20 protein-coding genes are annotated in these 24,436 nt (G+C 35.4%); 11 read left to right on the top strand and 9 right to left on the bottom strand.

The genetic code is table 11. The annotated features are described in order from the left end of the window. The first annotated feature begins 51 nt into the window (after positions 1-51). The 5 genes from WJM97_RS09000 to WJM97_RS08980 all read left to right on the top strand — a co-directional run bounded on the left by WJM97_RS09000 (position 52) and on the right by WJM97_RS08980 (position 5,678). On the top strand, positions 52-1,869 hold the full coding sequence (locus tag WJM97_RS09000) for an EAL domain-containing protein (protein ID WP_353932701.1): 1,818 nt from the start codon (positions 52-54) through the stop codon (positions 1,867-1,869). A 422-nt stretch (positions 1,870-2,291) separates the two neighbouring features. After that, on the top strand, positions 2,292-3,578 hold the full coding sequence (locus WJM97_RS08995; protein ID WP_353932700.1) for a response regulator: 1,287 nt from the start codon (positions 2,292-2,294) through the stop codon (positions 3,576-3,578). 407 nt (positions 3,579-3,985) lie between these two features. Beyond that, positions 3,986-4,180: a heavy-metal-associated domain-containing protein gene (locus WJM97_RS08990; RefSeq protein WP_353932699.1), complete on the top strand. Its 195-nt coding sequence runs from the start codon at positions 3,986-3,988 to the stop codon at positions 4,178-4,180. Between the two features lie 104 nt (positions 4,181-4,284). Continuing rightward, positions 4,285-4,395, top strand: a complete 111-nt coding sequence (locus WJM97_RS08985; RefSeq protein ID WP_353932698.1) for a cation transporter — start codon at positions 4,285-4,287, stop codon at positions 4,393-4,395. 179 nt (positions 4,396-4,574) lie between these two features. After that, on the top strand, positions 4,575-5,678 hold the full coding sequence (locus tag WJM97_RS08980) for an aromatic ring-hydroxylating dioxygenase subunit alpha (protein ID WP_353932697.1): 1,104 nt from the start codon (positions 4,575-4,577) through the stop codon (positions 5,676-5,678). Between the two features lie 412 nt (positions 5,679-6,090). Here WJM97_RS08980 and WJM97_RS08975 read toward each other — a convergent pair whose 3' ends face one another. The 7 genes from WJM97_RS08975 to WJM97_RS08945 all read right to left on the bottom strand — a co-directional run bounded on the left by WJM97_RS08975 (position 6,091) and on the right by WJM97_RS08945 (position 15,084). Next, positions 6,091-8,661 (bottom strand): CBS domain-containing protein, encoded by a 2,571-nt coding sequence (locus WJM97_RS08975; protein ID WP_353932696.1) that lies wholly within the window; start codon positions 8,659-8,661, stop codon positions 6,091-6,093. Between the two features lie 241 nt (positions 8,662-8,902). Next, positions 8,903-9,757: a formyltetrahydrofolate deformylase gene (purU, locus tag WJM97_RS08970; protein ID WP_353933134.1), complete on the bottom strand. Its 855-nt coding sequence runs from the start codon at positions 9,755-9,757 to the stop codon at positions 8,903-8,905. 62 nt (positions 9,758-9,819) lie between these two features. Continuing rightward, complete coding sequence (locus WJM97_RS08965) at positions 9,820-10,446, bottom strand: DUF4340 domain-containing protein (RefSeq protein ID WP_353932695.1); 627 nt, start codon at positions 10,444-10,446, stop codon at positions 9,820-9,822. Between the two features lie 43 nt (positions 10,447-10,489). Next, the gene (locus WJM97_RS08960; RefSeq protein WP_353932694.1) at positions 10,490-12,250 is read right to left on the bottom strand and encodes a Gldg family protein; all 1,761 of its coding nucleotides are present in this window, start codon (positions 12,248-12,250) and stop codon (positions 10,490-10,492) included. Between the two features lie 106 nt (positions 12,251-12,356). Beyond that, entirely contained in the window at positions 12,357-13,169 is an 813-nt protein-coding gene (locus tag WJM97_RS08955) for an ABC transporter permease (protein ID WP_353932693.1), read from the bottom strand. Then, positions 13,170-14,171: an ABC transporter ATP-binding protein gene (locus WJM97_RS08950; RefSeq protein ID WP_353932692.1), complete on the bottom strand. Its 1,002-nt coding sequence runs from the start codon at positions 14,169-14,171 to the stop codon at positions 13,170-13,172. A 481-nt stretch (positions 14,172-14,652) separates the two neighbouring features. Continuing rightward, on the bottom strand, positions 14,653-15,084 hold the full coding sequence (locus WJM97_RS08945; RefSeq protein ID WP_353932691.1) for a biotin carboxylase: 432 nt from the start codon (positions 15,082-15,084) through the stop codon (positions 14,653-14,655). A gap of 135 nt (positions 15,085-15,219) precedes the next feature. On the opposite strand from WJM97_RS08945, the gene WJM97_RS08940 reads away from it, so the two are divergent. The 4 genes from WJM97_RS08940 (at position 15,220) to WJM97_RS08925 (ending at position 19,341) form a co-directional block, all read left to right on the top strand. Further along, the gene (locus WJM97_RS08940; protein WP_353932690.1) at positions 15,220-15,825 is read left to right on the top strand and encodes a hypothetical protein; all 606 of its coding nucleotides are present in this window, start codon (positions 15,220-15,222) and stop codon (positions 15,823-15,825) included. A gap of 275 nt (positions 15,826-16,100) precedes the next feature. After that, on the top strand, positions 16,101-17,699 hold the full coding sequence (locus tag WJM97_RS08935; protein ID WP_353932689.1) for an FkbM family methyltransferase: 1,599 nt from the start codon (positions 16,101-16,103) through the stop codon (positions 17,697-17,699). Between the two features lie 106 nt (positions 17,700-17,805). Then, positions 17,806-18,381 (top strand): L-threonylcarbamoyladenylate synthase, encoded by a 576-nt coding sequence (locus WJM97_RS08930; protein WP_353932688.1) that lies wholly within the window; start codon positions 17,806-17,808, stop codon positions 18,379-18,381. A gap of 54 nt (positions 18,382-18,435) precedes the next feature. Next, complete coding sequence (locus tag WJM97_RS08925; protein ID WP_353932687.1) at positions 18,436-19,341, top strand: HAMP domain-containing sensor histidine kinase; 906 nt, start codon at positions 18,436-18,438, stop codon at positions 19,339-19,341. On the opposite strand, the gene WJM97_RS08920 is transcribed toward WJM97_RS08925, so the two are convergent. Both WJM97_RS08920 and WJM97_RS08915 read right to left on the bottom strand, forming a co-directional pair. Next, positions 19,313-19,780 (bottom strand): GNAT family N-acetyltransferase, encoded by a 468-nt coding sequence (locus WJM97_RS08920; RefSeq protein WP_353932686.1) that lies wholly within the window; start codon positions 19,778-19,780, stop codon positions 19,313-19,315. The genes WJM97_RS08925 and WJM97_RS08920 overlap by 29 nt on opposite strands. A 221-nt stretch (positions 19,781-20,001) precedes the next feature. Continuing rightward, on the bottom strand, positions 20,002-23,208 hold the full coding sequence (locus WJM97_RS08915; protein ID WP_353932685.1) for a glycoside hydrolase family 15 protein: 3,207 nt from the start codon (positions 23,206-23,208) through the stop codon (positions 20,002-20,004). 451 nt (positions 23,209-23,659) lie between these two features. On the opposite strand from WJM97_RS08915, the gene WJM97_RS08910 reads away from it, so the two are divergent. Together WJM97_RS08910 and WJM97_RS08905 are read left to right on the top strand one after the other, a co-directional pair. Further along, positions 23,660-23,935 (top strand): ribbon-helix-helix domain-containing protein, encoded by a 276-nt coding sequence (locus WJM97_RS08910; RefSeq protein WP_353932684.1) that lies wholly within the window; start codon positions 23,660-23,662, stop codon positions 23,933-23,935. Then, positions 23,932-24,294, top strand: a complete 363-nt coding sequence (locus WJM97_RS08905) for a type II toxin-antitoxin system PemK/MazF family toxin (protein ID WP_353932683.1) — start codon at positions 23,932-23,934, stop codon at positions 24,292-24,294. The genes WJM97_RS08910 and WJM97_RS08905 overlap by 4 nt, the downstream gene beginning before the upstream one ends. Positions 24,295-24,436 lie beyond the last annotated feature (142 nt).

Below are 24,436 nucleotides of genomic sequence, written 5' to 3'. Positions count from 1 at the left end.
AATAACTCATGTTTCCTATTGACTACAAGTTCTAAAAATTTAGGCTCATCTATGAATAATATAGTCTCGGCAGAACAGAATTTATCATCATCTACTTTCCCAAAAAATATTTTAATAGTTGATGATGTCTTAGAAAATATTCGTCTCCTATCTAGTATTTTAGAAAAGCAGGGATATCAAACCCGTAAAGCTATTAGCGGTAAAATGGCCTTAATGGCAGTTAAAACCGACCAACCCAGTTTAATTTTGTTAGATATTAGAATGCCAGAAATGACTGGCTATGAAGTTTGCCAACAATTGAAATCAAATCCAAAAACCAACAAAATTCCCATCATTTTTCTCAGTGCTGCCGATGAAGTGAGTGATAAATTACAAGGCTTTCAAGCAGGTGGTGCAGACTATATCACTAAGCCATTTCATATAGAAGAAGTATTAGCCAGAGTTCAACATCAACTAACTATTATCAAAGCCCATAAAACTATTTCTGACCTCAATACCAGACTAGAAGAAAGAGTAAAAGAAAGAACCCAAGAACTAGAAATAGCTAATAACCAACTATTGACGATGGCCTTTCAAGACTCCTTAACTAAACTGCCAAACCGAGCTTTATTAATGAAAGAACTTTGGCAATCCATAGAAAAACAAATAGCAAATCCTCATGATCAATTTGCTGTTTTATATCTTGATTGCGATCGCTTTAAAATTATCAACGACTCCCTCGGACATTTAGCCGGAGATGAGTTATTGATTGCTGTAGCTCAACGATTAAAATCTATCTTAAATACACAAGATTTACTAGCAAGATTAGGTGGGGATGAGTTTGTGATCTTACTGACTCAAATTACTGAGCAGTCACAGGTAAAAGAAATAGTCGAAAATATTTTTCAACGATTTACAGATTCTTTTACCCTCAGAGAAAGAGAGGTTTTTCTCTCCTTTAGTATCGGTGTGGTTACAGAATGTTCCCATTATCGTGATCCTGAAGCGTTGCTACGTCATGCAGATATAGCCATGTATAAAGCTAAATCTTTAGGTAAGAATCAATATCAAATCTTTGCTCAGGCAATGTACGAGGAAGCCTGTCAGCGATTACAGATGGAAACAGAATTACGTAAAGGGATGCAATTTTCAGGATTTACCCTTCATTATCAACCTATTATTGAGTTAAACACAGGTAAAATAGTTGGTACTGAAGCCTTGATCCGTTGGTATCATCCTACCCTGGGTTTGATTCCTCCTGCTGAATTTATTCCTATTGCCGAAGAAACAGGATTGATTATCCAAATGGGAGAATGGATACTCAAACAAGCCTGTTCTCAACTTCGTTCCTGGCAAGAACAAAAAATAGTTGATCCGTATTTTTACATTAGTGTTAATGTATCTGCTTATCAGTTTTCTCGACCTCAATTTGTGCAGCAAATAGACGATATTTTAGCAGAAACTCAGATTTCCCCCCAATGCCTACGGTTAGAAATCACCGAAACCGCGATTATGGATAACACCTCATCCGCTGCTATGGTAATTGATAATATTCGGCAAAGAAATATTCAATTAAGTATTGATGACTTTGGTACTGGGTATTCATCACTCAGCTATTTACATTCTTTCCCTGTGGATAATCTGAAAATAGACCGCTCCTTCATCGAGCGTTTACAAGATACTCCCGCAAGTTTGAGTATGGTACAAGCTATGATTCAAATTGCTAAAAATATGGGGATGAATATCATTGCTGAAGGTATCGAAACCAATGAACAATGGGAACAATTAAAATTGTTAAATTGTCCCTTTGGGCAAGGTTTTCTTTTCTCCCAGCCTCTAGATGCTGAAAAGATAGCTGATGTTATTATGAATGGTTTTCAGAAAAAGTAGCAGTTAACCTGACAGATATCTATGAATCGGGTAGTAGTGGTCTAATATCATACTACCCCAAATGTAACCCAGCCGGTAGTTAGTCAAGTCATCTGAGAGCCAAAAAATTTACTAAATTTTAGCCTGTTATCATCTCCTAAATGCTAAATGCTATGTATTGCAGAGTAAAATTACATCAATATTTATGGCCGTAAGATTTGAAAATATCTGCTTAGTGCAATGGTAATAACTAGGATTCAGAGGCAAGCTAATAAAAAAAATATTCATTAAATCAGAGATGCTAGAAATATAGTCAAATCGCCTTAAATGCTTGATCATTTATTCGCAAATTAGAACTAAAAGCCCTATAATAGTAGGTAATAAAAACTTGTGTTTTTCTCAAAACTAATCGTATTCAATTCATAATAAGCAAACACTGACAAATGACTATTCAGGATAAAACTATTTCATCTGATATTCTTATCGTTGATGATAAGCTAGAAAATATCCGCTTTTTATCTGATTTCTTATCTAAGCATAATTACCAAGTCCGCAAAGCAATTAACGGTAAATCCGCCCTAACAGCGATCAATACAATTCAACCTGACTTAATACTCCTGGATATTAATATGCCAGGAATGGGTGGTTATGAAGTCTGTGAATCTTTAAAAAGTAATCCGATAACAAGCTCAATTCCCATAATTTTTTTAAGTGCAGGTAGTGAGGTAACTGATAAAGTCAAGGCTTTTCAAGTAGGAGGTATTGATTATATTACTAAACCATTTCAACTAGAAGAAGTTTTAGTGAGAATTCAGACGCAGTTAAAAATTCAAACTTTACAGAGAGAATTAGAATCTCGTAATCAGCAACTACAAAAAACTCTTTTGTTATTACAAGAAACTCAAGCTGAATTAATTCAACAAGAAAAGCTTATTAACTCTGGTAGAATTGCCGCCGGCATTTCTCATGAAATTAATAACCCCTTGAGCTTTATTTTATGTAATCTTACTCCTGCCTCTGAATATAGTCATAAATTAGTAAAGTTAGTCAAACTTTATCGGCAAGCATTTCCTAATGCAACTCCAGAAATTCAAAGTTTCATAGATGATGTTGAATTAGATTTTATTAATTCTGATTTTACAAAAATTCTGGATTCCATGTATACAGGAGCAGAAAGAATTCGCTCGGTTATTCAAGCTATTCATGTTTTTTCCCGTTTGGATCAGTCAGGAGTTAAACCTTTTCTTATTCATGAAGGTATAGATAGCACTTTAATGACATTAAGCTATCAATTTGACTTAAAAGACTCAATTAGTATTACAATTGTTAAAGATTATGCAGATATCCCAGAAGCTAGAGGTTTTGCTAATCTCTTCAATCAAGCTGTGATGAATATTTTACAAAATGCCATTGAGGCCTTAGTAGCAAAATTGAATGTGAGTGATGATATTTATTTTCAACCAACTATCTGGATTAAGACCAAACTTACGGATGACAATAAAATTAGAATTACAATTAGAGATAATGGTATTGGGATTGATAAAAAATATAAAGACCGCATATTTGAGCTATTTTTTAGCACAAAATCACAACAGCAAGGTACAGGTTTAGGCTTATATACCAGTTATCAAATAATTACAGATATTCATAAGGGTAGTTTAACTTTTCAAGCACCTTCTGAAGGTGGTTCAGAATTTATGATTGAATTACCCATATCTGAAAATAAGTAGCTGATAGCAAAATAAAATCAGCTAAAATCCTTTGTCTATATTTTCGGTTTATATGTCTTACACCACAGAGACGTTCCATGTAACGTCTCTACAAAGGTATAAACGTATGCAAAATTATTTTTATCCCTAAAATCAGCAACACCTATCTTCTCTATTGAGGTGAATGATTTAGAATAGAATGACAAGGAATATCAGCCAAAAACTTAGTGATAGAAGCATAGATTTTTGGCGGAAATGCCTTGACCTTCTTTGAGAAATGAAAAGAGCAAGTACGAGATCAATCAGTAGTTGCAGTAGGTAATAGGCGACAGTGCTGAAAGAAAAGTCCGTTTGTTTCCTAGTTTCCTTAGAAGTTGCCAGATATCTAGTTGAATCTTCATTTTTTGTTCACTTTCTTATTTACAGTTATGACAATTAAACTTACAGTCCCAGGAATGGCTTGCTCTGCTTGTGCTAATAACATTACCAATGCGGTTAAAGCGGTAGATGCTAACGCGAATGTGGAAGCAGACACTAAAACCAAACTTGTAAATGTTGATACTCAAGCTTCAGAAACCGCAATTAAAGAAGCCTTAGTTGCTGCTGGTTATCCACCAGCGTAAGTTATTAGAAGTTATTAGGTGACAGGTGATAGGGAACAGGTGAAAGTTTTTATAATTACCCATTACCTATCACCAATTACCCATCACTAATTAGCTAATTTATTATGAATAATCTGACTCTGAAAATAAACGGAATGAGTTGCGCTTCTTGCACTAATAATGTAGAACAGTCTATACTTTCTGTTCCTGGTATTGTTGAATGTAATGCTAAATAAAAAAAATAAAAATGTTTTTTGGTAATGTTTTTTGGTTTTGTTTTATTTTAGTCGTAATTAGTTATTAGTCATTTGTTCATTTTACCCAATTAGCAATTACCGTACTTAATATTACTGTTTTTATCAGAATGGCGTGATATTTCTAGATTACCTGCTTTTTTATAAGTAAAAATCTAAAAATGAACGTCAATTATACCAATTTAAACTACTCTAAAAAACCTAAAGTTTTTAATCGTCCAGAACGTTTTATTGAAGGTTGGTATTGGGTAATACCTTCTAAAAAATTGGGGGTTGGTGAAATTAAACCTGTGACAATTTTGGGTAGAGAATTAGTAATTTATCGTGGTGAAGATCAACAAGTTGTAATTCTTGATGCTTATTGTCCCCATTTTGGCGCTCATCTGGGAGAAGGTACAGTTGAAGGTAATGAATTACGCTGTTTTTTCCATCATTGGAAGTTTGATGCTGCTGGTTTTTGTGTCGAAATTCCTTGTTTGGATGAACCTGTTAAGGTAAAAACTAAAAGTTGGCCAACTGGGGAAAAATACGGTTTGGTTTGGGTTTGGACTGGTGAAACTCCTCAGCAACCTTTACCTTTTATTCCTGAGTTAGAACTGGATGAATGTGTTAGTGCTTTTGGGAAACGGTTGATCATGAATTGTCATCCTAATATTTTTATGATCAATGCTATTGATACTCAACATTTTAATACTGTCCATAATTTGTTATCAGAGTTTAATTTTGAAAAACAGGAACTAAATGAAAATGCTATTACTTTTACCAATACTACTGATGAAAGTCCTGATTCTTTTTTGATTAAACTGATTCGTCCTTTCTATAAAAAGTCTGTTAATTTCTCTCTTTGTTATTGGTATGGAATGACGGGTTTTATTACTATTGGGATAGGTATTCTACAATTTAATATTATGTTTGCATCCCGAATAATTGAAGCTGGAAAGGCAGAAGTTATGACAGTTTTTATTGCCAAAAAACGTCAGAGTATTGTGGGGAAACTATATAATATTTTGGTTTTGTGGTTGAGTCAGTTTGTGATTGAATATTTTATTAATAATGATGCTAAAATTTTACGGAGCATTCAGTTTAAGTTAAAATCTCCGATTGATTTTGATCAATCAATTATTGAATTTGTTAATCATTTGGAAAATCAAAAAGCTTTAAAATGGGAAACTTGGTATATAGATAGAATACGTGATGGGGAAATGGGAGAAATAGAAAAGCGTCCAAAACGGGAAAAATGGAACGATGAATTGGTAAATGATTAAAAGGAGATCAAGGAGTCAGGAGTTATAATTAGTACCAATAACTAATGACTAAATAAAAAATAAAAATGAAGTGGTTTGTTTTGCCACTTCATCAATTCCCAGGTAGAACCTTTGTGTACAGTATAACCACTAAAGATTTTTAAAATCGTATAAGATTAAACAGAATTGAAAATTTTATCTGAAAAATTCTGTCTTAGTCAGGTAGGGTGTGTTAGCAACAGCGTAACACACCATCAAGTAGATGTTTCACGCAGAGGCGCAAAGTCGCAGAGAGTTAGATGTATGATTGTAAAATTTGCGATCGCCTAATGCACCGTTACAAATTAAAAAAGGTAGTATGATTTACAGATCAAGGTTTACTAGCTTTGTGAAAACGGAGTTGGAACAGGAGAAAAACCTAAACTAAAACCCGTTACCAATTACCTAAAATATCAAAGACAGTAGTCAATAAATCAGTCACAGAGTAGGGTTTAGAAATAAACTTTATGGCCCCAGCGGCGATGGCTTTTTCTTGCCAAGGTAAACCACTTGTAGCAATAACTTTTACCTGAGAATTATAATTTTTGAGTATTCCAATCGTAGTTAAACCATCTATATTAGGCATCACCATATCTAACAAAACCGCCTCAATTTCCTGGTGATGTTGAGCATAAATAGCGATCGCCTCCCTCCCATCCTTAGCTACTAGAGTTTGATAACCGTACTTTTCTAAAGTCTCTTGGGTAGTTTGTCTTATTACCGCTTCATCATCTATCACTAAAATCAAATTACCATTACCTCTAGGTAATTCTCCTTCTATAGTTTTGTGATTGATTTTTCCCTCTACCCTGGGTAAAAAAACTTCAAATTTTGTGCCTTTACCGACTTGACTCAATACCTCTACAAAACCACCATGATTTTTAACAATACCTAAAACCGTAGATAATCCTAAACCTGTACCTTCACCAGTATTTTTAGTAGTAAAAAAAGGATCAAAAATCCGGTCTAAAATATGTGCAGGAATTCCCGTTCCTGTATCTGCAATAGTAAAAGCAACATAATCACCTGCATGAGCATCAACATTTCTTCTACTATAGGCATCACTAATTATACAATTTCTGGCGTTAATTGTTAGCACACCACCATTAAGCATAGCATCACGAGCATTCACAGCCAAATTCATTAATATCTGTTCTAATTGAGTCGGATCAGCCTCCAAAATCCACAAATCATCACTATGAATAGAGGTGGAAATTGTAATAGATTTAGGAAAAGTTTCTTGAATCACTGTTACGAATTCTTTGAGTAAAACTCCAGGTTGAAACAGAATATTTTTACCTTCTTTACCACTAGCAAAGGTGAGAATTTGTTTGACTAAATTTGACCCACGCTGACAACTATTTTCTAAAATTTTAAACATTTCTCGAGTCCGACTATCTGCATTTTTGCACCTTAAAGGTAACAATTGAGCAATCATCATCATCGGTGCAAAAACATTATTGAGATCATGGGCAATACCACTAGCTAAAGTACCTATACTTTCCAAACGTTGAGCGCGATAAAATTGGGTTTCCAGTTGCTTTTTCTCGGTAATATCAGTATTGACTACTAAAATAGATTCTGGTTGACCAAAGTTATCCTTGACTAATGTCCAACGACTAGCAACAATAATTTCTTGCCCAGTTTTAGTAATTTGTTGTAACTCACCTTGCCAAGAACCAGTTTCTAAAGTAATTTTTATTCCTGCTTCAAGTTGAGATAATGACTCTCGGTAGAATATTTTATGTGCTTGTTTACCCACACTTTCCTCCGCAGTCCAACCATATAATTTTTCCGCACCGTTACTCCAGAAAAGAATATGATTTTCTAAATCCCTCACAAAGATGGCATCAGTAGAAAAATCAATTAAAGCAGCTTGTTCACGGATTTTCTGTTGTGCTTTTTTATTTTCTTCTATTTCTTTCTGTAGCCGTAGATTTGCTTGTACTAATTCAGAAGTACGTTTGTCTACCTCTAATTCTAATTTTTCCCGCGCCTCAAGTAATGATTTTTCAACCGAACGACGTTGTACTACTTCTTTTTCTAACTGGAGTTTACTTTTCCTAAGTTGTTCCGTTTGTTCCTCAACCTTTACTTCTAAGGCTTGAATAACTTTAATTACTTCCCCTGGATCAATTACTTCTAAAAGATTAGTTTGTGTCACCAGTCCTTGCATTTCTCCTTGTTCACCAACTACCACTAACCGTCTCACTCCCAGTTCTTTCATCAACTGGTTAACTTGCCATAAAGATTCATTTACACGAATGCTAAAAACAGGTTTACTCATCATAGTTTGTACCTGGGTTTCGGCTACATTTATTCTCTGTAACTGAGCTTTAATAATATCTTTTTCAGTAAATATCCCCACCGGCATTAATAGTTTTTCTTGGGGTTCAACAATTACCACACAACCAATATGGCGATCGCTCATTATTTGGGATAATTTCAACACAGATGTATTAGGTAAAACATGAATCACATCTGTCACCATTACTTCTTTGACAGACCGCAATTTTAACAGGTGAGATGGTTCAATAATCTGGCGAATTTTATCTTGAGTAATTAAACCTACTAATTCCCCTTGTTTATCTACCACAGGCAAATGATGAATTTGATATTTGCACATCACAGACAAAGCAGCCAGGGCATTTTTTGTTTTAGTTAAATTTATACTAATAACTGGTTTTGTCATCACTTCAGAAACTTTTACTTGAGATAAATTTATTCCTAACCCAGTTAATTTTACTAAATCTCTTAAAGTGAATATACCTATTAAGCTAGTTTGATCAACTACTAAAATACAACTACTAAAATCAAAATTATCCCCAGATTTTACTGCTCTACCTCCCCCTAAATTCATCATCACTATGACATCAATCAATAGAGTATCTGGTGAAACCATTAAAGGAGAATATTCAATTGCCTGTTCTATACTAGGCGATTCTACAGTATAAACTGATTGCATTAGTTTAGTTAGTCACTAAAAAGACTCAATAATTTATTTCTTATTTAATTTATAGTATAACAAACTAATAAATTGATTGTAAAAAAAAGATGATTGCATTGATATTAACCCACCCGATAAAATAGGACAAATTAATAAAATAAAGCTAAATAATAAAATCTAAATTAGTCAAAAAAACTCTTGAATATAGCTTCTTACTTGAATATTAAGCCAAATTTTAACACCAAACTATTGATTGTGATCATTCAAAAACCACAGTTTTATTCCCATAAACCAAGACCCGATTTTGTAAATGCGATCGCACTGCCCTAGCTAACACAATTCGCTCTAAATCTTTACCTTTTCTAATCAAATCTTCCACAGTATCCCGATGACTCACCCTAACTACATCTTGCTCAATAATTGGCCCTGCATCTAAATCAGCAGTGGCATAATGGGCAGTTGCACCAATAATTTTTACACCTCTTTCAAAAGCCCGATGGTAAGGATTAGCACCAATAAATGCAGGTAAAAAAGAATGATGAATATTAATAATTTGCGGAAACTTAGTAATAAAATCCGCACTGATCACCTGCATATATTTAGCCAATACCACTAAATCAATTTTATACTCTTGCAGTAATTCTAACTGTTTAATTTCCTGTTCCTGTTTATTATCCTTAGTCATAGGAATATGATAATAATCAATCCCGAATTGTGCAGCTACAGCCTGTAAATGGGGATGATTACTAATAATTAAAGATATATCTGCATTAAATTCCTTAGCCTTATTTCGCCAAATTAAATCAAATAAACAATGATCTTGACGACTTACCCAAATTGCTACACGGGGAACAGTATCAGAAAAATGTAAGTCCCATTTTGCACCCAAAGGTTGAGCAATAGAATTAAAAGCTGCCCCAATTAAATCTTTTGGTAAATTAAAACCCTCTAACAGCCACTCTATCCGAGTTAAAAATAAACCCGCTTCAAAATCTGTATGTTGATCAGCATCAATAATGTTACCACCATTAGCATCAATAAAATTAGCAAATTTAGCCACTAAACCACGTTTGTCAGGACAAGAAATTAGTAAGGTTGCGGTTGGTTTCATTATCAGAGGTAATGGGTAATGGGTAATTGGGAAATTCTGACTTCTTGATTTCCTGTATGATGAAATTATTGACTATTATTTTTCATAGCGTCAGGTAAACCAGGTAAAGGCTCTGATTTACTATTTTCATCTTCTTTGTTACTCACGTCTTGCCATTCTGACAATTCCCGATTTACAGCATTAGCGAAATTATTAGAAACTAAAAATAACTGCATATTTTCATCACTATTATTACCTGGAGCAATCTGAGCATATAACAAACTATTACTAAAATTAGACTTACCAATAATCAATTTATGACTTTGTTGATTTTTGAGTTTAATCTCAATAGTTGCCAAAGGTTTATCTAACCCAAACTCACTAATTTGATTAGATGTAGTTGATGTAATTTTCTCACCTTTACCTACCAATAAATCCATTAAATAAGTCACAATGGCATCATTAGCATTTGCAGAAATAGGAGATTTAAGTAACCATTTAGGTGCTTCTGCTTTATCACTCCTTTCTATATTGATAGTGCTTTCGTTTGTCTGAATAGACAAAGATTGAACATCATCAGCAGAAAAAGCAAAAATTGGTTGTTGAGTTTGTTTAACTTCTTCCTGTTTATTTGCACCTCTAATTTCAGCAAAATAAACAAAACCACCTAAGCCAAGAGCTAAAAGCATTAAAATTAAAGTTGATTTTTTCATCAGTTATTAGGAGTCAGGATAAGTATTACCAATTACTAATTAATTATCTTCGTTTCCACCAAATAATTGCCCCTGTTGCAAAACCCAGAAAAGGTAAAATTAACAAAGTAGAAATACTTAAAATATTTGCCTTGGCAGTAGACATAATAATACGGCGATTTGTTGGTTCTTTAGGACGAATAGAAAGAGGTTGTTTTTCTTGTTGACTCAACCAAGTTACTGAATTCAGAAATACATCTCCATTTAATTGTTGTGGAAATAAACCATCTTTAGCAAAATCAGCATTTCCTAACACTACTAACCGAGATTCTTTAGTTTTATTCTCATTAATTTTATTCTCATTATTTTCTTCAGTTGATGTTGGTGAAGTTGTCGGAGTTGGTGAAGTTGTGGGAGTTGGTGAAGTTGTGGGAGTTGGTGAAGTTGTGGGAGTTGGTGAAGTTGTCGGAGTTGGGGAATTTGTGGGAGTTGGGGAATTTGTGGGAGTTGGGGAATTTGTGGGAGTTGGGGAATTTGTGGGAGTTGTCGGAGTTGGTGAAGTTGGTAAAGATAGCTTTCTTGTTAATGCGACACCTAAAGTTAGAGGACCTTTTAAATCTTCACCTTCATTAAATTCCAAACTTTCACTATTTTGATTGCTTTCTGCCCAACTACTAGGATAGGATTTAGTTCTTAATAAAGGAGTAGATTCAACACCAGGAGTAGGTTCAATTAAAATAGGACGAGCTAAAGGATAAAAAGAAATACCATTACCAAAATCTTTAGTAATAGGATGTTGTCCATATTCTGTGACAGAAGGTGCAGCAGGCCCAAGACCTAAACTTTGTCCAGAGACATCAACCGCTAAACGATTATCTAATTTTACACCCCAATCTTTGAGCAAATCATCAATTTTAGGATCAGTATTTGGGTCAATCATTAACATTAAATTACCACCACGATTTAGATAATCCTGTAAAGTGGTAACTTCACCTGCTAATAACTCTCGTTTTGGTCCAGCAACAACAACAACAGCAGCATCATCAGGAACTGTAGGTTGTTCTGTTAAATTCAGAGGTAATGCCGCAAAACTTTTATCTGTTAATCCTTGTACTGCTTGAGAAATAGAGTCTTTAGCCGTTGTTATTTCTAACTCTCCGTGACCTTGGAGAAAATAGACTTTAGCAGTATTATTAGTAATAACTTGTTGTAATCTGCTGGTTAATCTTACCTCGGATAGACGTTCATTTTCATTTACAGTTTGGACTAATTGACGTTTATCATCCAACTCTAAATAAACTTCACCAAAATCTTTAACCCCGAATTTTTCAGCTAAACCCGGTCTAGTTTGGGGGTCAATATATTCAAATTTAAAACTTCGATTTTGACGACGATAATTTTCTAATAATTCTTGGTCTTGCAGATTTTTATCTCTAGTAAATAACCAAACTGTTACAGGTTTTTCTAAATTACGTAGTAATTCCTTTGATTGAGGTGCCAGGGTAAATAATTGAGTTTCTGTTAAATCTAATCGGAATTGATAGCGTGTACCTAAAAAATTGATTAACCCTAAAATAGTTAAAACTGCCAAAGTTGCTACTAAAGCATTAGTAGTAGATTGGGTAGAACGGTTAGCCCAAAATTTACTTTGATAAAGTGCCAAACTTACCCAAGCAATACAGATTAACAACCCAAGGATGATAAATATTAAAGGTAATAAATCCCATTTATCTGCAATTAAACCAACTGTTAAACCAACAGTTAAAAAGAATGGGCCAAGCAAAAAGAGAAATTTAACGAAATTTTTTTTAGGTATTTTTTTCATTATTTGTACTGGGTAATTGGGGATTGGGAAATTGATGATTGGTGATTAAATAATATCTATTCTCTCTTAACTGTCACCTATCACCTACCTGTCACCTATGCTTTAACTATTGCCTTTGAAAACGTAGTGCATCAATTGATTGGGCTGTCAAAAAAATGCCTAAAATAATGTAACTGGCAAATAAAATTAAGCCACTCGTATCAAAAACCCCTTGAATAAATGTATTGTAATGTTTGAGTAAAGATAGATGACCTAAAGCTTGTCCAATGGGGCCGGGTATAGCTTTAGCAATAGAGTCTATTAATAACAAAAAAATAATCACAGCAAAGGTGAGAACTGCTGACAAAAGTGTACTATCTGTTAAGGAGGAAACAAACATTCCTAAAGATAAAATTGCTGCTGCTAGTAAGATTAATCCTAAATGACCAATTATAGGAATAATGGGGGACATGGGAGGATTTGATTCGCTAATTGCTAGAGCTTCAAATCCCAGTAATGGTAAAATCATTGTGATGAAAAATGTTAGCACTCCTAATAATTTACCTACAGCTACAGCCCAGTTAGTTATAGGTGATGTGGCTAATAATTCCAAAGTTCCCCGCTTACGTTCATCGGCATAAAGTCCCATGGAAAGGATAGGTAAAATAAACAATAATAACCAACTAATGCGGTCTAAAAATGCCCGGATAAATTCATAGGGGACATCAATGGGTGGAATAGGTATTCCAAATTGTTGACCTTGGACATCATAGGTAGCAATTGTCGGTAAAATTCCCCCTGGTCCGATGAGAATCATTACTAGAAATAACCCAGAGATAAACCAAAAAATACCAGCTATACCATAAGCCAAAGGTGAGACAAAATAACTTTGTAATTCCCGGCGATAAATGGCAATAATATTAGCAATAACGATACCCATTTATATGGTTTCTCCTTCTGTTTCTGTTGTTTCTGTTTCTGTGGTTTCTGTTTCTGGGGATAATTGTTTTTCTTCGGTGGTTAGTTGTAAAAAAACATCTTCCAAACTAGCGCTAACCCTTCGCATTTCATATAAATCAAATCCTCCCCGAATTAATGCAGCAGCAATATCTTTTCCTGGTTCTGTTCCTGGTTGGGATATTACCCGCAGATGGGGACGATAATGATCACTGGTAGGCATTGATTCTACCAAAATCACGCCAGATATATTTTGTAATACCTGTTTTGCTAGTGCAGGTTCTCCAGAAATTTCCAACTCATAACCAGAACCTCCGGTTAACTGCGTCATTAAATTTTCTGGGGTATTGGTAGCTACGACTTTTCCACGGTTGATGATAGCTACACGGCTACAAGTCATACTCACTTCTGGGAGAATGTGGGTAGAAAGGATAATTGTATGTGTTCCTGCTAGACTTTTGATCAGGTTGCGGACATCAATAATTTGTCTGGGGTCTAGTCCCACGGTGGGTTCATCGAGGATAATGGCCGGGGGATCGTGTACTATGGCTTGAGCTATACCAACTCGTTGCCGAAAACCCTTAGAAAGCTTACGAATAATGACCTTGCGTTTTTCTTGCAGGTTGCAGCGTTGCATAGCTGCTTCCACTTTTTGACGGCGATCGCCCGCAGATATCCCTTTAATTCGGGCTACAAAGTGCAGAAATCCCTCAACTGTCATTTCGGGGTATAAAGGTGGTGTTTCCGGTAAGTAGCCGATTTTTTGGCGGATAGCCAGAGAATTTTCATGGACATCATACCCTGCTATTTTGGCCGTTCCTTTGGTTGCTGGTAAATAACCGGCTAAAATCCGCATTGTTGTGGTTTTACCCGCACCGTTGGGACCTAAGAAACCTAAAATTTCTCCTGGTTCTACGCTAAAGGTGATATCACTTATCGCTGCGGTAGAACCATATATTTTACTGAGGTGTTCAACTTCTATCATTTGGATGTTATCGCTGTGAATTAAAAGATCCCCGACTTCTGATTGTATCTTGTCAATAAATTATAAATTTTATAAATTGATGTGAAAAGCTGGGAATCTCACTTGCCTATATAGTTATAGCTGTGAAATTATTACAGAAAAATAAAGTTTATCTACAAATAAATCAATACATCATTCTTTGTAACTATGTACTAATTTTTTACTTTATTAATAGAAATTGAAAAAGCGACAAGAGCGCCCAAAGCTCGCGGAAATTCCCTTAGTTGGCAACCAGGAAAAAAGCGTCACCGTAAAAACCCTTGCCCCATTGTTAAAAAACAGTATCACGACTACTTAAAGAACCATCAATTGCTGTTTAATACCTCAGATTATTTATACTTTTGCTAAGTCTCTGATTAACTCAGCCCTGCTGGGTTATTTTTCATGGTTTAGTCTAAACTACAGTGAATGTAAAATCCCCGTGTCTTTAGAGCGGTGAGTGTCAATTGCGGACTTTGCCGCTAAACCCAGAGGCTTTAAATTGCTTGAGTTTTAAAGGAGTAGGCTGGTTTTCCGGTACGGATATTCTTAACTCAAAATCACTAATACCTGGTGGAACTTCAGGAATAGAACCTAAGCGGGTACGATTTTGTAAGATAGGGTTATTGTTGGCATCATAAATGCGTCCAAAGATATCTGCATCATAAACTGTTTTATAAGTGCTATTTTCTGCTTTACCTGTGACAATAAAACAATTAGCTGCTGCTGAACCGCTACTAATAACAGCGCCTTTTGCTAGTTCTGGGGGACAGTCTTGATATGACAAGTCAGATAGTTTAAGTTTTGTTAAAGCTTGAGCAGGGATAGTAAATGTCCAGGTGAAAAAAAAGATGAGAAAAGAGAGGAAAATTAGCTTTAGTGAGCGTAATAACATGAAATACACCTTAAATTTGCTGAAAGTATAGACAGGTTTTAACTTTAAATTCCCGAAAGTTCCCGGTGAAGGGATAGAAGAGTTGAATTTAAGTTTGCAATAATTGTAAACAGAAACCATCATTTGCGGGAGCTTATGACTAGCGATGAGATTGAAGCAGCCCTGAAAACAGCTTTTTATCGTTGTGATGCAGCTGGCTATCCTCTCAGTGATACGCAGAAACAAATATTGCTGCAAGTAATCAAGCAAATTCAGAAGAACTCAAAATCTAGGGTATCAGATACTGCTAATCCTTTGGATGAACTCACCCCAGAAGAGTTGGAGGCGTTTTTGGCGTTTGTGAAAGCGGAGGAGGAGCAAAACCGCACTTGGAAAGTACAGTTGTTAAATGATTGGCTGTTGGGGCAAGATTCGGGTAAGGTGCAGTTTATTCGTGATCACTATGGTTTACCCTGGTTAAATCGGGTGGAGGACTACCATTTTGATAAATATTCTTATTTTGAAGAGGCTTTAAAACTCAGGATAGGCGATCGCGTTGAGGTTTCTAATGCTTTGTGGGAATGGATACCAGGAAATGATGCTGATCAACGAGAATGGTTTCCTTGTATGGTAATTCAGATTTATGAACCGGATCAAGATGATTTTACTAATTGTCTAATCCGGTTTTTGAATGGGACTGAGTATGAAATTCAAGGTATTTATGAATGGAATCGTTATAATTGGCGTTGGCCACAAAAGTAGGTTTTTATCTATCAGGATTTAGATACTAATTTATTAAAATTGAAACTAGGAAACCCAGGCTGACAGATGGAATTATAGACTATGAAGACGTTAGTTAAATAGACAGTTTCTGACTCTTCAGTCATCAGATAGAGAATGACTCAACGCTGGGATGCTGATTTTGGGTAGTTATGTGGTTGATTGTAAAGATTTATCAAAATAAATGATAAATGCTAGAAAATTTTGGGTATCCTAACCGTAAATAACTAAAGTTTAAAATTATACAGGTCTGAAATATGAACTCTACAGCTACTAATGATAATTCTTATGTAAATTATCTTCAAAATCTCCTACCATCTGTTGCTGATCAGACTTTAGAGAAAATAGCTCATATTCTTGATCAGACTTCTTGGGATGAACCAAATAATGCTGCTGACTGGAATAATATCGCGGTAGTAGCAATGGCTGAAGCAGAACAGTCTGAAGATTTAACTATGCGTTCTATGTATTTAGAAATGGCATTTGACGCATTAAATAATGCTTTGGAAATAGATAAACATCCAATTTTTTCCGCTCATTTAGCATTAATTCATAGTTGGATTGGAGAAAAATCAAAGGCTTTAGAAATAGCTTATAACGCATTTATTAATGCTGTACATTATGCTTACAACGTATCAATAGAAAATAACAATTATTTAATCTATCTATCTGTAAATCAGCGAAAAATAGCAATAAATGATCAAAAGTGTTTAGAAAAAATCTTATCTGAAAATATTTTTCAGCAAGTCTTAGTTTTACTGAGTGAAATTATTTCTAGCTCACAAATTGCTTTTTACACTCCTGTCAGCGAGAGGTTTCTATACCTAGCCAACCAAACTCTACCTAATTTAGTTAATTTGAGCTTAAAGATAGGGATTGCTAATTTAATGTCTCGCAAAATAGAAGGTATTTTATATTTACAACAAGCCAGAAAATTACAACCAGATTACGCACCTATTTTGCAATCTTTATATTTAGCTCATCGAGATTTGCAACAAGTAACATTAGCAGATTATTGGCTAAAAACAGCTAGTGATTTTTATCAGTTTAATGCCTCATCTCCAGAATGGAAATGGACACAATTACCATTAGATAGTTTATTTACATATCTGCCTTTTGAAAGTAATTTGATCATGGCAGTTGAACCAAGTTTAAAAAGTATTGTCACCAGTGTATTACTAACTGAGCAAGATTGGTTCGAGAAAGAAATGGAATTTTGGCGCAGTTATATCCAACCAGGAATGACAATTATTGATGTCGGTGCAAATGTCGGTGTTTATACTTTTAGTGCAGCTTTAAAAGTCGGAAATACAGGACGAGTTTTAGCAGTTGAACCATTTTCTGGTTGTGTCCGTTGTTTGCAAGAAACCTCTAGAATAAATGAGTTACCCTGGGTAAAAGTTTGTGTAGGTGCAGCAAGTGATAAAAACAGCACTGTCAAATTATTATTACACGCTGCCAATGAACTTAATGAAGTAGTTAGTGATGATACTATAGATATAGCTGCGGGTACTTTTGAAGAAGTTCCTTCTTTTACCTTAGATAGTTTAGTGGAACAAGAAAATATTCAGCAAGTTGATTTTTTGAAAATGGATGCAGAAGGACATGAAATGGCAGTTTTAGCGGGGAGTAAACAGTTAATAAATCAGTTTAAACCAGTAATTCTTTATGAAAATATCGCAGGTAGTCAAGGTAGCAATATTGAAGTAGCAAAGTATTTAGAAAGTATTGGTTATCAATTATTTTATTATCAGCCTTTTATCCAAAAATTAATCCCTGTTAATTCTCCTGAAAACTTCCAGCAGTTAAACTTTATTGCTGTATCACCAGAGAAAATTTCAATGTTTAACATTTAATATTCTCTGGTAGCCCACCTGACTTATACTTTTGCAACCACCTTGTCATGGTTGAGGTATCTTTTGCCAAACGTTTTCCAATTTCTTATAGTAACTCCATATATTTATGAATGTCTCCCTAGAAGTATTAATAGAAAATGCCAAAGCTGGAAAATTGATCAGCTTTCCTACCGATACTGTTCCTGCACTAGCTACCATTCCCGCCCAAGCACAATTGATTTATAATGCTAAACAACGCTGTTTAGATAAACCTTTAATTTTAATGGCTGGTCAAGCTGAAGATATATGGGATTATGTTCAAGGAAGTAATGCAGAATATCAAATCTGGCAAGATGTAATTAATCAATATTGGCCTGGTGCTTTAACTTTAGTATTACCAGCTAATACAAAAGTTCCTAAAGTTATGAATCCCCATGATCCAAATACTATTGGTGTCAGAGTGCCAAATCATCAAATTGCCCAAACTATTTTAATTCAAACTGGTCCGATGGCTACAACCAGTGCCAATTTATCAGGACAACCTACTTTAGAAAATAGAGAAGAAATAGAAACTCAATTCCCAGAAGTTTTTACTTTAGCATCTACAGAATATAAAGGTTTAGGAATTCCTTCCACTGTTGCTAAATGGACTGGTCATGGTTGGCAAATTTTACGTCAAGGAGCAATTACAATTAACTCATAATTTATAATTTATCCCTGAAAAGTTGGAAAAGAAAAAAATTATCTTTATAAAATTATGAACTTCACTAACTGGCTATATTTAGGAACAGGTATAGGATTAGGAATTGGCCTTTGTAAGTTATTTTTACAGACTCCCAAGACAGTATCTAGCCCTATTAAAACAGTCCCAATACAGGAAGAAACTGGAATTTTAGAGGAATTAAACCAAACGACATTAGCTTACGAAATGGCTAGGGAAATGAGCCAGTTTCAAGCTGGTTTTTTAGCTAGAACTAGCCATGAATTGCGATCGCCATTGAATGGGTTAATCGGTTTACATCAGTTAATTTTAAATGATCTGTGTGAAAATCCGGCTGAAGAAAGGGAATTTGTCAGCCAAGCCTATGATAGATCACTTAAACTACTGAAAATGATTGATGAAATTCTCAGTGTTGCCAGAACAGAACATGGTAAAAACAAGTTAGAACTTCAGCCTATTCAGCTAAATGATGTTTTTCAGGAAGTTCATAAATTAACTTATATGCTGGCGGCAAATCGTAATTATCCTTTTCATGTATCATTCCCAGAACCTGAAATTTACGTTTTAGCTGATCTGCGCTGGCTACGCCAAATATTAGTAAACTTAATAGACACTGCTATTTTAAAGATGGAAGAAGGCAGTATTTATCTTGCCGCTAATATTGCATCTATGGAGCATAAAAGTAATTTTGTGCAGATTTGTTTAGATGTCCCTAGTGATGCTGTTATATCTAGTGAAGCAGTAGATTTAGTTGCATCTAAAGAAGTAACAAATCAGGAAGATCCGGAACTATCTTCAGGAATGAAACTATTATTAAATCAGAAATTATTAGCAGTGATGGGAGGAAAATTAGAAGTTATTTCCTCTCCTATCACCCATGAAGTAACACAGGATTGGACTAGATTACAAATATCTATCCCTTTAGCGATTCCTGAAGTTTAACTTCTCCCGTAGGAATAGAACTAAGATCGGTTTGATTGTATAGTACCATCGTGGTTGTACTGTTGGTTTGAAACCCGATCTTTTCGTAGAATTTTTGTTGGTTAGTAGTCATTAGGTAAACACGCTCTACTTGCATGACTGGGTGAGCTAAAACTGTTTCTACTAACTTGATACCCAGTCCCTTACCTTGATATTCTGGATGAATAACCACATCCCAAATTGTAGCGCGATAGATACCATCAGAAGCCGCCCTTGCAAAACCAATTAATTGTTCTTGATTCCAAACAGATATAACTGGTTTACTGTTAGCAATAGCTGTTCTCAAATCCTTTATACTACGCCCTTTTGCCCAAAAAGCGGCAAGATTAAACAGGTGTTGAAGTTGGTAAAGATCAATTTCCGTGAGGCGATCGCTAAAATGGATCTGAGAATTTTTCATGTATAGACACCAAATTGTAGTAGTATCTGTGCTTTTGTTATGGCATATTTTCTAGGAAAATACTATAACTGTACATATCTATGCAACCCAGTAAAGATTAATTTTTTATTAATAACCACAACTTAGATAATATCAGCTTATTAATTGTGGTTGGAGTGACGATCAACTTTCAATATTTTCCTTTATCTCTGGGTTTAGCATTGCTAAACCTTGTGATCAAGTTACAAATCTCTTTCAAACTTCGTCAGGAATTTTAACGCCTTCAAGATATAAGTAGCACAATCACTGGGAGAAGTATTATAAAAATTAGGCCATGCTAAACCCTTATCTTCGTCATAGCGATCGCCCCTTTCTGGATGATTTTCTAACCATGCTAATCTGACCGCATGACCAACTAAAACATCTAAAACAATATATTCTTCAATGTGTAAATTCGGATTATTAGCTGCTATTGCTGCTAACTCCATCAACGCTTCTACATTGACTTGGCGATATTCTGGGGCTTCAATTTTATTCAGTAAATGTTCAATTCTCAGAGCAAAATTTCTTTCCCCAGCGGTCATTTCTGAAATCATCAACTCACTTTCCAAGCGATTTCTTCTTTCTAACTTATCCCCAATTACCAACCCTTTACAATGGTGCATTAACAACCAAACTTGTTTAAAAAAGTCCTTGGGAACTCGATTTATTGCCCCTTCTGCTTGACGATATCTGCGCCAATTTTCTGGTTCAACTTCAATTTCTTCCCTAATTACTGGTTGCACCACCCAAGCAATATCACTTTCTTTCTGCTTAATATGCAATGATTCCTGTTGACGTAATAAACCAGTAACACCACTATAGCTAGTTAAGACTTTTTCCAGACGATCCTTAACTTCATAAGGTGAAAGCTGCATCAAATGATCATAAGCTTCATCCTGAGTTACACCTAATTCTTGGGCTAATTCGCTAGTAATTAACAGAATCAAATAACCAACTCTCAGTGTTAAAAGTCCCTTAAATAATTCCGGTTCTGACTTAATTAACACACCCAAATAAATCATCACTTCTTGAGTCAAAACGCGATCGCGGATATCCTCCCGACAGAAATTATTAATCTTCTCAGCAATTTCATGATGAGACATAGGTACAGTGATCAATGAAGCCTCACTATAAGCCCTACCCACAGCAATTTGTTTACCACAAACCAAAATACTTGTCACCGCATCAGACAAAGCAATATCCACCATTTGTCTTAAAGCAGCAGCTCGTCGTACCACCGCCCACAAACCTAAAGAACCAGCTTTAGTGTAAACTTCATCCAATAAATCTCCCACTGTCACTGCATAACCAGCTTCGCCATAACCAGTTTCAAAATCCAAACCCTTTAAACGACTTAAAGTTTGCAATAATTCAATTTGTTCATAAATATTTTCCGAGGAACGTAAATAACTCAGCAAAGCATCTAAGTTAGTTTCACATTCCATGTGAAATTCCTGTGTATGTCCCAACCGCCAATTTTTACTAGGATTAGAAAACAAATGATAGTAACGCAGCTTGGCATCCTTAACAGGAGGAGAAAATAACTTAATATCTTCCAGAAAATCAATTCTTTGCAAAGCAGCAGTCAGCATTAATTGATTCAATCTGCCTAATTTTACCTTCACACCACCACAAACACCATCCTTGAGTTCCTGCATTAATTCTAATAATGCTTCTGCACCAGTTTCTAACATGGTACGAGTAATCATTAAAGTCAAAGTCGGCCGACCTAAATCACTCCAACACTTTTGGATATAAGCTAACTCACCACGAATTTGATCAACTAAAAAATGGTAATCCAGGGTTAAATAAAATTGTTGTGAATCCAAAAAAGTAGGTAAAAAAGCAATAGTTTGATCTTGAATCCGGTACATTCTTGATATTGTCAAACTCCGCAACCTCCGCATCGGACGGCCTGTCAAACCTAATTTATCATTACGCCCAATTTGCGTATAAATTTGTGAAAGTTCCCCAGCGTGCCTAATTTGAATTGGTTCTACTTGGTTAGGTGTTTGAGTTTCAATACCATACACTTCTAACTCAGATTGTAATTCTTCATCTTCTGCCAGCAAAGCAATTTGTACCATTGCTTCCCGATTTTTACCCACCCGTAAATGTCTACCTAAAGGATCAATATCTCCTACTGCAATTAAACCTTCGGTCAACATTTCTCCCAAAAAATATAAACTTTGCGCCCACACCAAAGGAATATTTTCATTAGGTAATCTAGTTTGTGTATGAGGCTCTAATTTTTCCGCCTCAATATTTTCTTCAGGTACATAATACAATTCCGGTAATAACTTCCAGCCATCCCTTTCAACAATAACTTCGGCTAAAAGTTGTTGATATTTTTCAACTTGTTCATCATTCTGACTAAAAATACCATCAAGAATTAAATAAGTGAAAAACAACGGCCATTCACATTCGATATTTTCAAATTGTTTCAGTTCCCAAGGTTCATAATGTAACCGGTGAGAGTCTTCTAAAACCGTTTGGTGTCCATCTCTCAAAAAGCGTTTACAGCCATATCTACCACCCAATTTATTAATAATTTCATTAAAGGTGCGTTGTTGTAACTGTAAATCTTCCACTGCAAAGGCAGGATAACTAATAATACTCAATAAAGCCGCATCAACTTCTTTAGATGCTGATTCCCTTGGTAATAAAGATTCTAAGGTAATTCTCGCCCTAGCAATTTCATCTGGGAGAACATGAATTACTGAGGCTTGACAACCATTGACACCAAATAAATTCAGTCCATTCATCGCCTCTAGTGCAGCTTTAGCCATACCCAGAGAACTGGCATTTAGTTCGGCACTACCGTGATTAATTTTATTACCTCGCTCCCAAATCCCAAAATCTGGGGTGCGGTAAGCTCTCCCAATGTAATAAACCAAATTTTGGACAAAGTTAACTTCATCCAAGGTAAAAATAATTGATAAACCTGATGCTGTCATTTGTGCCAACATCAACAGATATATAGATGTCGCATCTAGTTGTAAATGTCCCCATTCATCATCCCCAACTACAACATCACCAGTGGCAGTATTGTATTTGGCGTGCAGTCCATCTAGTAAAGATTGTGTGTGTTTAAATGTTTCTACCTTATGGGACTGTCGCATCATTGCAAACAGCAAACCACGCATCAATTTGACTACACTATATTCCAATTCATAGGTACGTCCTTGATCGTCATCTATTTTGCGGTAAGCTAATGCTAAACCCCAGACTGCCAAAATACTATAAACATTATCTCTCACCCAAGCATCTGTATAATCACCGTGGGCAGTAATGGCGGTACTGGCTGGTAATAAACCGGTGATGGGATTTTGACGGGAGAGAATAATTGTTTTGATTTGTTCGTAGTAATAATCTAAGCGAATTGGTAATTCTGTAGGTGTTTTCATAGTTGTTAAGAAAGTGCAGAAGAAAATCAAGGCGATCGCCTGGAACTAAATATCTCTTTTTAAGATAGTCAATTAATGAGTAAAAATGGTGTAAACACAAATGAATAAAGGATTTAGCTCTTGTATCTAGACTTCATCATATGAAAATTTAGTAGTTTTAGTTAATCACAAACTTTTGGCCTTGCATAATTGCGAGATAAAACCCTTAGAGACTTTTTACAAAATCTGTCTCCTTGAGCTTTTGCTTCTTTGCGCCTTGGCGTGAGACAAAAATCATCTCATTATTTAGCAATGCCAAACTTTTTGATCTTGGTTTAGCCGCTTAACTCTCACCTATGAAGCCTTTTCATTACCAATCACAAATTGCCACTAGCAAACTTACAGTTACAATTTGACGATTAAAACGATATCATATAAGGCATCACTTCAGACATCATAGACTGAACGCACCATGAAAGTAAAAACAATTCGCACGACGTTAACGATCCCGAAAGAACTGCTAGAAGCTACAGATAAAGCCGTACTGGAGGGAAAAGCCAAAAGTCGTAATGATTTTGTGGTGCAAGCTCTGAAACGAGAGTTAGCAGCACAAAAGCGAGCGGAAATAGACGCAGCACTGGCAGAGATGACGAGAGATCCTGATTATCAAGCGGAAGTCTTAAAAATCGAGGCAGAATTTGCTACGGCTCAATGGGAGGCGTTGCAGTTAGGGGAATCTCCAAGATGAGAAGGGGTGAAGTTTACGATGCGCGTCTAGAAATGACTGAAGGTTCAGAACAAGGAGGAACACGCCCGGTAATTATAGTTAGTCGTGACGTAATTAATTTATCTAGCCCAGTAGTTTTAGCAGTACCGTGTACGACTTATCAAACGGGCAAACGAGTTTATCCTACCCAAGTTTTAATTTTATCTCCAGATGGTGGCCTGAGAAAAGACTCGATCGCAATGGCAGATCAGGTGCGGGTATTATCAAAAACGCGCTTTTTGCGGTTAAGAGGTGTACTTTCTGAGGTGGTAATGGCACATCTAGCACAAGCTTTGTTAATCGCTTTGGATCTACCAGGGGAAGTAGATATTAGTATCTAAGACAGAAAGTAATTAACAACTTTCCGGACTTACGTAAAATATGCTAATTATTTATTTGTATTCTCTGTGTATCTATTTGTGATTAGTTATTTTCTGACTATTGCGTAAGTCCTAAATTAGAGATTTTGCAGTCAGTTTGAAA

Source organism: Okeanomitos corallinicola TIOX110 (assembly GCF_038050375.1).
Classification (GTDB): Bacteria; Cyanobacteriota; Cyanobacteriia; order Cyanobacteriales; family Nostocaceae; genus Okeanomitos; species Okeanomitos corallinicola.
This window is presented reverse-complemented; position numbering and strand designations above follow the sequence as displayed.